General features: G+C 36.8%; 3 protein-coding genes. All 3 read right to left on the bottom strand.

Annotated elements, in window-relative coordinates; translation table 11 throughout:
- Window positions 1–7,680 (bottom strand): hypothetical protein (locus BKM63_RS14910; protein WP_071637341.1); only part of this gene is annotated, 7,680 nt, incomplete at its 3' end.
- Window positions 7,681–8,899: 1,219 nt separating this feature from the next.
- The gene (locus BKM63_RS14905; protein WP_071637340.1) at window positions 8,900–9,373 is read right to left on the bottom strand and encodes a DUF6495 family protein; all 474 of its coding nucleotides are present in this window, start codon (window positions 9,371–9,373) and stop codon (window positions 8,900–8,902) included.
- Window positions 9,374–9,459: 86 nt separating this feature from the next.
- The gene (gene rplI, locus BKM63_RS14900) at window positions 9,460–9,900 is read right to left on the bottom strand and encodes a 50S ribosomal protein L9 (RefSeq protein WP_071637339.1); all 441 of its coding nucleotides are present in this window, start codon (window positions 9,898–9,900) and stop codon (window positions 9,460–9,462) included.
- Window positions 9,901–9,945 lie beyond the last annotated feature (45 nt).

The following is a 9,945-nucleotide window of genomic DNA, read 5'->3' as shown; positions in this document are numbered from 1 at the left end:
CACTAAACAGAAATTTTGTGTTCCTGCTGTTACCAATGTTGGTGTTCCAGGATCCGTAACGCTAATCGTTACCGTTAATCTTACATTACTTTCACATCCTGCAGCATCTTGTATCGCTGCATAATAAGTACCGCTCGTCAAGACGGTTGTTGATGGAATTAATGTTCCTCCTGTTAATGCTGTGTACCAAACAATGTTAGCTTCATTAAACTGAACACTTGCAAAAGTTGGCGCATTCACTAAACAGAAGTTTTGAGTTCCCGCTGTTACCAATGTTGGTGTTCCAGGATCAGTTACTGTAACTGCGACTGCTAATCTTACATTGCTTTCGCAAGTTGTTGTTGGATCTTTTATCGCTGCGTAATAAGTTCCCGCAGTTAATACTGTTGTAGATGGAAGTAAATTTCCTCCCACTAAAGCATCGTACCAAACTATATTTGCTGCCACCGCAGGACTAACATCAATAACCGCCAATGTTGGTGCATCTACCAGACAGAATTCCTGAGCTGTATCAGCAATTGCTGGCGTTCCAGGATCATTTACTGTAACCGCAACTGCTAATCTTACGTTACTTTCACAAGTTGTTGTTGGATCTTTTATAGCTGCGTAATAGGTTCCTGTTGCTAATGCTGTTGTAGATGGAACTAAATTTCCTCCCACTAAAGCATCGTACCAAACTATATTTGCTGCCACCGCAGGGCTAACGTCAATAGCTGCTAATGTTGGCGCATTTACCAGACAGAATTCCTGAGCTGTATCAGTAATTGCTGGAGTTCCAGGATCAGTTACTGTAACAGCTATCGCTAATCTCACATTGCTTTCGCAAGTTGTTGCTGGATCTTTTATGGCTGCATAATAGGTTCCAGTTGCTAGTGCTGTTGTAGATGGAACTAAATTTCCTCCCACTAAAGCATCGTACCAAACTATATTTGCTGCCACTGCAGGGCTAACATCAATAGCTGCTAATGTTGGTGCATTTACCAGACAGAATTCCTGAGCTGTATCAGCAATTGTTGGTGTTCCAGGGTCAGTCACGCTGATGGTTACTGCTAATCTAACATTGCTTTCACAAGTTGTTGCTGGATCTTTTATAGCCGCATAATAGGTTCCAGTCGCCAGTGCTGTTGTAGAAGGAACTAAATTTCCTCCCACTAAAGCATCGTACCAAACTATATTTGCTGCCACCGCAGGACTAACATCAATAACCGCCAATGTTGGTGCATCTACCAGACAGAATTCCTGAGCTGTATCAGCAATTGTTGGTGTTCCAGGGTCAGTCACGCTGATAGTTACTGCTAATCTAACATTGCTTTCGCAAGTTGTTGTTGGATCTTTTATCGCTGCGTAATAAGTTCCCGCAGTTAATACTGTTGTAGATGGAAGTAAATTTCCTCCCACTAAAGCATCGTACCAAACTATATTTGCTGCCACTGCAGGACTAACGTCAATACTTGCTAATGTTGGTGCATCTACCAGACAGAATTCCTGAGCTGTATCAGCAATTACTGGCGTTCCAGGGTCAGTTACTGTAACATTTACTGCTAAACGTACTGAACTCTCACAACCACTTGCATCTTTTATGGCTGCATGATAAATTCCGTCTGCCAATGCAGTGGTTGGATCCAAAGCAGTTCCGCCTATAGATGCAAGGTACCAAACTACATTTGCTTCATTTACCTGAAGATTTGCTACAGTTGGATTGTTTACGGTACAGAAATCCTGGGTAGTATCATTAGTTGTCGGCGTAGCCGGATCGTTGATAATTACGGTAACGGCTTTAAGCTCTCCGTTTCTATTTTGACATGTATTATCACTTGTAACAGCTGCATAATAAGAAATAGGACTCATTGCTGTTGTTAAACCTGAAGCAGTTAAAGCTCCTGTACTGCTGACTGCATAAGTTACTCCGTTAATTATTGCTCCATTAAAAATAGGTTGCGTTTTATTAGCATCTAAATACCAAAAGAACACCGGATTTACTAATGTACTTGTTGGGGTTAAAACTGCATCGGTATCATGACAGATGGAAGCATTATCTACACTAATATCTGTTACAAGAGAAGTTGGTAAAATTGTAAATGTTACCTGTTTTCTGTCTGCCGGAGCAGTTTCACAATATTCATCTGAACTAACTCCAACATAATAAGTATAAGTTCCAGGAGTTAATGCAGTCAAGATTAATTTAGGAGTTGTTTCTCCTGCTATTTCCTGACTAGTGGTGCCATCAAAACTATACCAATGGTATACTGGGTTAGTGAGAACCGGAGTACCACTTAAAATTGCATCTAGTGTTACGGTACCATCTTCAGAACAAATAATCGTACTATTTCCTCCGTTTATAGTAACATTTGCAATTGCAGCGGCAGGTGTCGTTGCTCTAACTACTACAGTTACTTCTCCTCTTTCTAAAGCTGGACAGCCGTAGCGAATTGGTTGAATGTAGTATTTGTAAGTTCCTGCAGCCAATGTTTCCGGAAGTGTATAAGTCTGGCCGCTCGCTAATTGATTTCCTCCGGTTGGTGAATCAAACCATGCATAATCGGCACAGGATTTTACAGGAACCTGGAGCACAATATCTGCCCCTGGACAAACCGTGACTTTATTGTCAAGATCGCTTCCTATAACTTTAGTATTAGTTACACGGTCAATAGTATGAACTCTAAGCTGATCTAATACACTTGCAACACCTCCAAAACTAATAACTACTTTGTCATAAGGCTGAGTTTGAGGCGCAACGATTGTCATAGCCATTGTATCTCCTGAAAGCAGTTTTAAAGTCAATAAACTACTTGTATTTTGTATTGGCGCACCAACAGGAATGTTTCCTGAATACAATTGAATATTGAATCCAGTAAGTAAATTAAGATTTAAAAGTGTTCCAGGTTTTGAAATTGTAATTCTTAAACTGTCACCCACCATAGATGGCGTTCTAAAAGTTGTGGTAAGCTCGGCGGCAGCAAGTACTCCAGCTCCGCTAAACATTGTAGCATAAGTCGCAACATCACCATCCGCTATATTCCAAGGATTAGAAACTCCCACAGTAGCAGTTAAGGCCCCAACTCCTAAATCTCTTACGCCAGAGAAAACATCTTCAATATCACCTTGACCACAAGCAATTTGCGTTACTTGTTTTTTGTAATAAGCATCATAAACATTAATGTTTTGAGCGACACTTAAAACAGATCCAAGCTGTACACGTATACCATCATAGTCCTGAAGGCCCGAAGTATTAGAAGGAACAAATGTATATTCGAATGAATTTTGTCCCGGTAGTAAGTTTAATAATGATCCTGAAACAGATTGTAATGTTCCTATATCTATTGGATTGTTTGCTCCATCTCGTTTAGTTCCTATTACTGAGATATTTTGTCCTACAGCAAGTAAACTATTGGCCAGACCCAATTTTACTGTTACCGGAGTTCCTTTAGGAATAGTCGTTGGCCATTGTAAATTCTGCCACGTAGTTCCAATACCCAAAGCTCCCAGACCAGCAGTAATTGTTGAAAAAGTACTTGGATCATCATCTACAGCGAGAGGACCATCTGTTACTGATCCTGTAATAATAGTACCTGATAATTGAGAATTAGCATATACTCTTTCTAATAAAGAGTCACAAGCAGCAGGATCAATAACACTAATCGTTACAGTCTGACTAGTTGTACAACTTCCGTTACTGGCTACTACAGTATAAGTATAAACTCCAACTGTATTAAGAACGCCTGTATTGTTTGATGGCAGCACATTTCCTTGTGGATCATACCAGGTTATTGTTCCATTTGATGAAGCAGTTAATGCTACTGAGGTTCCCGCACTAACAGCGATTGAACTTGTTACTCCTGTTAATGTTGGTAATGGATTAACTGTTACTGCTACCGGTAATATTGCAGATGGACAATCAGCACCGGCTGTTTGTGCCTGAATAAAATAATTACCGCTAACCGTTATATTTGCTGCCGCCTGCTCCGTAATTGGATTACTTGCCGCATCAAAGAAAGTATAAGTTGTATTTCCTGATGTATCTAAACCTACGATAGCATCTTTCAAATTTACTTTTGCACAAGCACTGTATGGATTTGTAACGTTTAAACTTGAGGCTGTAGGATAATTTACTACAACTTCTTTTAAAGTTCCATTTACATTCTCACAAGTACCTCCGTTAAGAACAGATACATAATAAGTATAAGGAGCATTAGCCGCAATAAGTCCGCTAATTGTTAGTGCTCCCGTTGTAGGATCTTTTACATAAGTTACTCCCGCTGTAGTACCTGTAGTAATTTCCTGTGTTTTATTTTGATCTGTGTAATATTTAAACGTTGCTCCCGCTAAAGCAGATGTTGGAGCTAATACAATTCCTCCTGCACAAGAAGCAGTTAAAGGACTTGCAATTGTAATATCCGCCGCTGTTGGAATAGATAATACATTAACCGTAACAGGCTGACGAACACTATTAATACAAGTTCCGCCACGAGTTGCTTCTAAATAATAAATTGTAGTAGCTGTTAATGGAAGAGTTGGGCTGACAGCCACAATATTTCCACCTGTAGGAGCATCATACCATGTAAAGGTTTCAGTTCCTGTAGACGAAGCTGCTAATGTTGCCGTTTGTCCGGCACAAATTGGCGCTGCTGCTCCGGTTATTACAGCATTTGGAAATCTATAAGAAGCTCCGTAAACATTTAAAGTTGTTAATAAGCCAACTAATGCTCCCAATCTAATATCAACTCTGTCGAATGCAGCAGTCGTTGGGTAACTAACTTTAAATTTGTTGCCTGACAATATTTGCAAATTCAATAAACTATTGTTTACTGCCAGTCTGCCTGGATTTTCAGATCCTCCAAGAGAAGTTCCTATACTTACAGATCCCAGCAATGCAATATCAGCAAGACCACCAGGTAATTCTAATTCGACATCAATAATATCTCCTGCCTGACCAGGTGTCAGAAAATTTAATTGTTGTTGTATGTATGAATTAAGTACTCCCGCAGTTATAGTCAAAGAAGCAAATGTATTTGGGTTTCCGTCAACAGCGTTAGGGCCGTTAATTCCATTACATAAAACACATAATAAACCAGGGTCCACAGTTATTGCTTGTGTACTTGGCTGTAAACAAGTACTAACGGTATTGGTTACCATCACGTTAATTGCAGCTCTTGAACTACTTCTACAGTCCGTTGAATTATCTGCAGCTTCAACATAAAATGTTTTATTTGCAGTTAAAACAGGATTAGGTGTATAGGTACTACTGCCTGTTCCTTGCAAGAGATTTCCTCCTGTTGGGGCATCATACCAAAAATAAGAGAACCCAGAATTACTCACAACAGCCAACTGCACATTCTGACCTGACTGAATAATAACGCTTGAAGATACAGGAACCGGAGGCGCTGGTCTGGGGCTGACATTTACATTAAATGCTGTACGAGCACTTAAACAAGATCCAATTACCGCTTCAATATAATAAGTAGTTGGAACAGTTAAACTTGGCGTTACAAAAGAAGTTCCTGTAAATACCAAAGTTCCTCCTGTAGCAGCATCATACCAATTGTAAGTTGTACCTGCAACTGGAGATTGAATTGCTATTGTTGTAGTTGCTCCACTGCATAAATTTGATGGCCCGGTAAAAACTACCGTTGGCGCAACAGGGTTATTTACTGTAACTGTAACAGGATTTCTTTCACTATTTACACAGCCATTACGAGTAACTTCTACATAATAAGTTGTATTAGCAGTCAATGCTGGCGTTGTGTAATCTGCTGTACTAGCCAATAAGTTTCCACCAGTTAAAGCGTCATACCATTTTATAGTTTCTCCTAAATTTGCAGTTGCTGTTAACGTAGTAGTCTGCCCGCCGCAAATTGTAGTATTACCGGTTATCGCCGGTGCCTTATATCTGTAAGTTGCCTGATAAATATCCAGGGTTGTTAAAGCAGTTGCCAAACCTCCTAATCGAATTTCTACTCGATCAAAGTTAGCACCAGCAACAATACTTGCTTTAAATCTATTTCCTGATAATAATTGTAAGGTAACTAACGGATTATTTATAAAAATCCGGTCATTATTATAAGTAGTTCCATTATATGTAGCTAAGCTTACGGCTCCCAACAAAGAAAGATCGACAATACCGCCTGGCAGTGCCAATTCAACATCAACAATGTCACCCGCTTTTCCAGGATTATTAAATTGTAATGTTTGTTGTAGTGATGCTGCAACCCCAATTGGAATACTTAAAGTTGCTGCTGTTGCGGGATTACCGTCTACAGAATTATTTAAATTAGTTGAACTACACAATAAACAGATACCAATTTGAGTAGTCACTTGACTGCCCGCTCCAAGACAGCCGCCTAAAGCTGTTGGCTGAACCGTTACTGTTACAGGCACTCTGGTAGCGCTAACACATCCCGCTGTAAGATTAACTGATTCAACATAATAGGTTTTAGTAGCAGTTAAAATTGGAGTTGTAAAAGTAGTAGAATTAGCTAGTAATTTTGTTCCTCCTGTCGGAACATCATACCAATCTAAACCAACACCTGGTTCAGTTGTCGAAGCACTTAAAGTTGCATTCTGTCCAGAAAGTATCGATACGCTTTGTGTTAAAACTGTTGCAAGTGCCGGAACCGGGGCTGAAGTAACTGTAACCTGAGTTCGGGCTGATTTACATGCTCCAATAGACGCTTCTACATAAAAATTAGAAACACCTACAGGTACAGTTGGAGTATAAGTACTTCCCGAAGCCAATGCCACTCCTCCATTCTGTACATTAAACCAGGAATAAGTTGTTCCGGGAACAGGATTAATAACCGATAGTGTGGTTGCCTGTGTGGCTCCGGTAGAACAAATAGCAGTTCCAGTAGTATTTATTACAGGTACTGCCGGATCTATGACATTTATAGTTACAGGTAAGCGTTGATCACTTTCACAGCCTGTACTTCTCGAAGTACTTACATAATAAGTAGTAGAAGTGGTTAAAGCTGGTGTAGTAAAAGTATTAGCAGTTGAAAGCGCTGTAGTAGATGTTGGTGAATCATACCACGCAATAGTAGTACCTGCTGCAGGAGTTGCAGAAAGCGCAACAGATTGTCCTGTACAAACAGATTGTGTTTCTCCATTAGTAATCGTTGGTTTAGCAAATTGTAAGCGTATATCATAAATCCTTAAATTTGATAACAAACTAACAAGTCCGCCAACTTGTATTCTAAGCTGGTCTGCATCAGAAGTGAGGGTATATGTTATTACACCCATTGTATTTCCGGCTAACAGCTGAATATTCAGCAACGAACTGTTTAATGCTAAAGTTGCACCATTGTTGCCCGACACAGAATTTCGCGCCTGAATACTTGCATTAGATAATAAACCTAGATCAAGCAGTGGAGAGTTCGAACCGTAATAAATCACGATTTGATCCCCCGCTTTAGCTGTTTGACTAAAATTTACCGTTTCCTGTACAAAACATAGTACACCCAGTGCATTTGTTAATGTTGAATAAGTACTTGGATTTGCATCATAAGCAAAAGACGGATTAGTAATATCCGTCGTACCAAGACAAACACCTCCAACGCCAGAAGTATGGGAAGCAGGTCTACAAAAGGTTTGCGCAAAGTTTTTATTACACAAAAGCAATAAAAACAATAAACCCAACAATCTCTTCTTTACAATGAGATCATAAAAAGTAAATTTTTTTTTCATAATTTGGAAGATTAGAAAATGGACAATAAAATACCTGTTGCGATAAGCACGTATGCTTAAGCAATTAAAAAAAACGTTAAAAATCAATTAGTTAAAATCTATAATAAATCCTTAGTACATAAAGACTATAGTTTAAATTCTATAAAAAAAATATGTTTTACTCTTGTATGCCAAAGCATACATACATGAACACTTTATACTTTGAAATAAAAATATTTCAGAAATTTTAGGAAATATTGATCCGTACCAATCTTCCAAATGAAGTGATCTGTTTTAAATTAATTTTCAAAAAGAAAATTTACGTGTGGGGGGAGAATTTTAATCTTTATTATTTAACCGTTTCAATCACATTAGAAAGTTGATTACTCTTTCCATGAATTTACTGCTTAAGTAAATTCAAAATTGAATTAATTAAATATTTGAGAGGTTTGCTACTAAATAAATATTTAATAGAAAAGCACTATCGTCAACAATGATGTCGACCAAACTTTAAATAATAAAAATTGAATATTGAAAACTTTTGAAAAAAGTCTCTTATTAAAGAAGGAAAATAAAAGGGATGCAAGATTTTGCTTTTCTTCAAAATAATAAAAAATAAAGCTATAATATGAAGACCTAATGCAAATTCTATAAAGAAAGTAAATGTCAATTCCATAAGCACTCGATTTAAGTTATTATTTAAAAATCCCAATTTAATTATTACTTATTCTATTTTGTATCTATAAGTTAAACTGGCTTCGGTTAATCTTTGATAAAAATGAGGCTGTTTTTTTGTTTAACTTTTCCTATTCTAAAATTAGAAAAAAGTAAATAATAAAACAAGTATAAAATTCTTATTTTTTTGAAAGGGAATAAATTTTAAAATGGAACAACATGACCTTAATATAAGAAAAAACGGAGTTTTTATGCCAAAAAAGCCCATTTTTGGCATCATTAATAAATTATCTTTTATTTGTTAAATTTAAAAAACATAAGATTAATAGTACAATAAAATAAATTCAATCGATTGAAATTTAACAATTTGCACCAATCTTATAATCAAAACAGATAATTATTAAGCAAAATCTTAAAATTTTGAATATTATAAAAAAATCAGGTAAAAATACGGGGGTTAAAAAATAAAAAACTCTAAACAAAAGTTAAAAAAATAAAAAAGGGCAAACAATTTAACATTATTGTTTGCCCTATAATAAAGTTTTGAAGATGAACCAATTACGAATTATGATTCTAAAATTGTATTGATTTGAGTAAATAACTGTCCATCACTTAAAAAAGCGCCTTGTTTAATCAATTCAAAAATGGAAGAATTTCTTTCTTCAGTAAATACTTTCTTTCCCACTTTCATTTCAATGTTTTCAGTAAACATATTATCACTTAGCCATTGCAACCCTTCTTTAGTTAAAAAGTCGGTATCCGGAACCAAAGATTTTAAAACTATCGATTGTACATAAGTATCAAAACAGTGAAACAAAAAAATATGGTTTTTAGAAAAATGCTCTAAAAATTCCGCTCTGCCTAAAACACCTTCCCAAATCAAATCAGAGAATACATCCAGTTCTTGCTCTGCCACTTCCGGCTTGTTTATTTTAAGAGAATCCCATTCTGCTTTATCAATTGCCTGTGTTGCTAAAAAGCTCGCAAATTCAGCGTGTAATTCATCGAATTGTTCTTTTGTTAATCTAGCGTATTTCATTTAGTATAGTAACTGCGTTTAACTTTATAAAATTTCAAAAAAAAATCCCGATTCGCATCGGGATTTTTATATAATATTTAAAACTATTACTTTTCAGCAACAATTTCGTATGGTAATTCAACAATAACATCTCTGTGTAAACGGATGCTTGCAGTATATTTTCCAGTACGTTTTACGATACCACTAGTGATGAATTTTCTATCAATAGCGTTACCAGATTTTTCTAAAGCCTCAGCAATGTCGATGTTTGTGATAGAACCAAAAAGTTTCTCTCCACCAGCTTTTGCGCTAAGTTTAATTTCAAGAGCTTTTAAAGTTTCAGCTAAAGCTTTAGCATCAGCAACAATTTTAGCTTCTTTGTGTGCTCTTTGTTTTAGGTTTTCAGCTAAAACTTTTTTAGCAGAAGGAGTTGCTAAAGCAGCAAAACCTTGAGGAATTAGAAAGTTACGACCGTAACCAGGCTTTACAGATACTACATCATCTTTAAATCCTAAGTTTTGTACGTCTTGTTTTAAAATAAGTTCCATGTTGTTGTCCTTATATTTTAGAAGTTAGGTTCTGCTTTAAACAGA

Source organism: Flavobacterium johnsoniae (assembly GCF_001879205.1).
Classification (GTDB): domain Bacteria; phylum Bacteroidota; class Bacteroidia; order Flavobacteriales; family Flavobacteriaceae; genus Flavobacterium; species Flavobacterium johnsoniae_A.
The sequence above is the reverse complement of the archived record's forward strand: the minus strand, read 5'-3'. Positions and strand labels throughout refer to the sequence as shown.

Coding starts and splice junctions, on each gene's coding strand:
- rplI (WP_071637339.1), bottom strand. CDS start 9,900: ATGGAACTTATTTTAAAACAAGACGTACAAAACTTAGGATTTAAAGAT.
- BKM63_RS14905 (WP_071637340.1), bottom strand. CDS start 9,373: ATGAAATACGCTAGATTAACAAAAGAACAATTCGATGAATTACACGCT.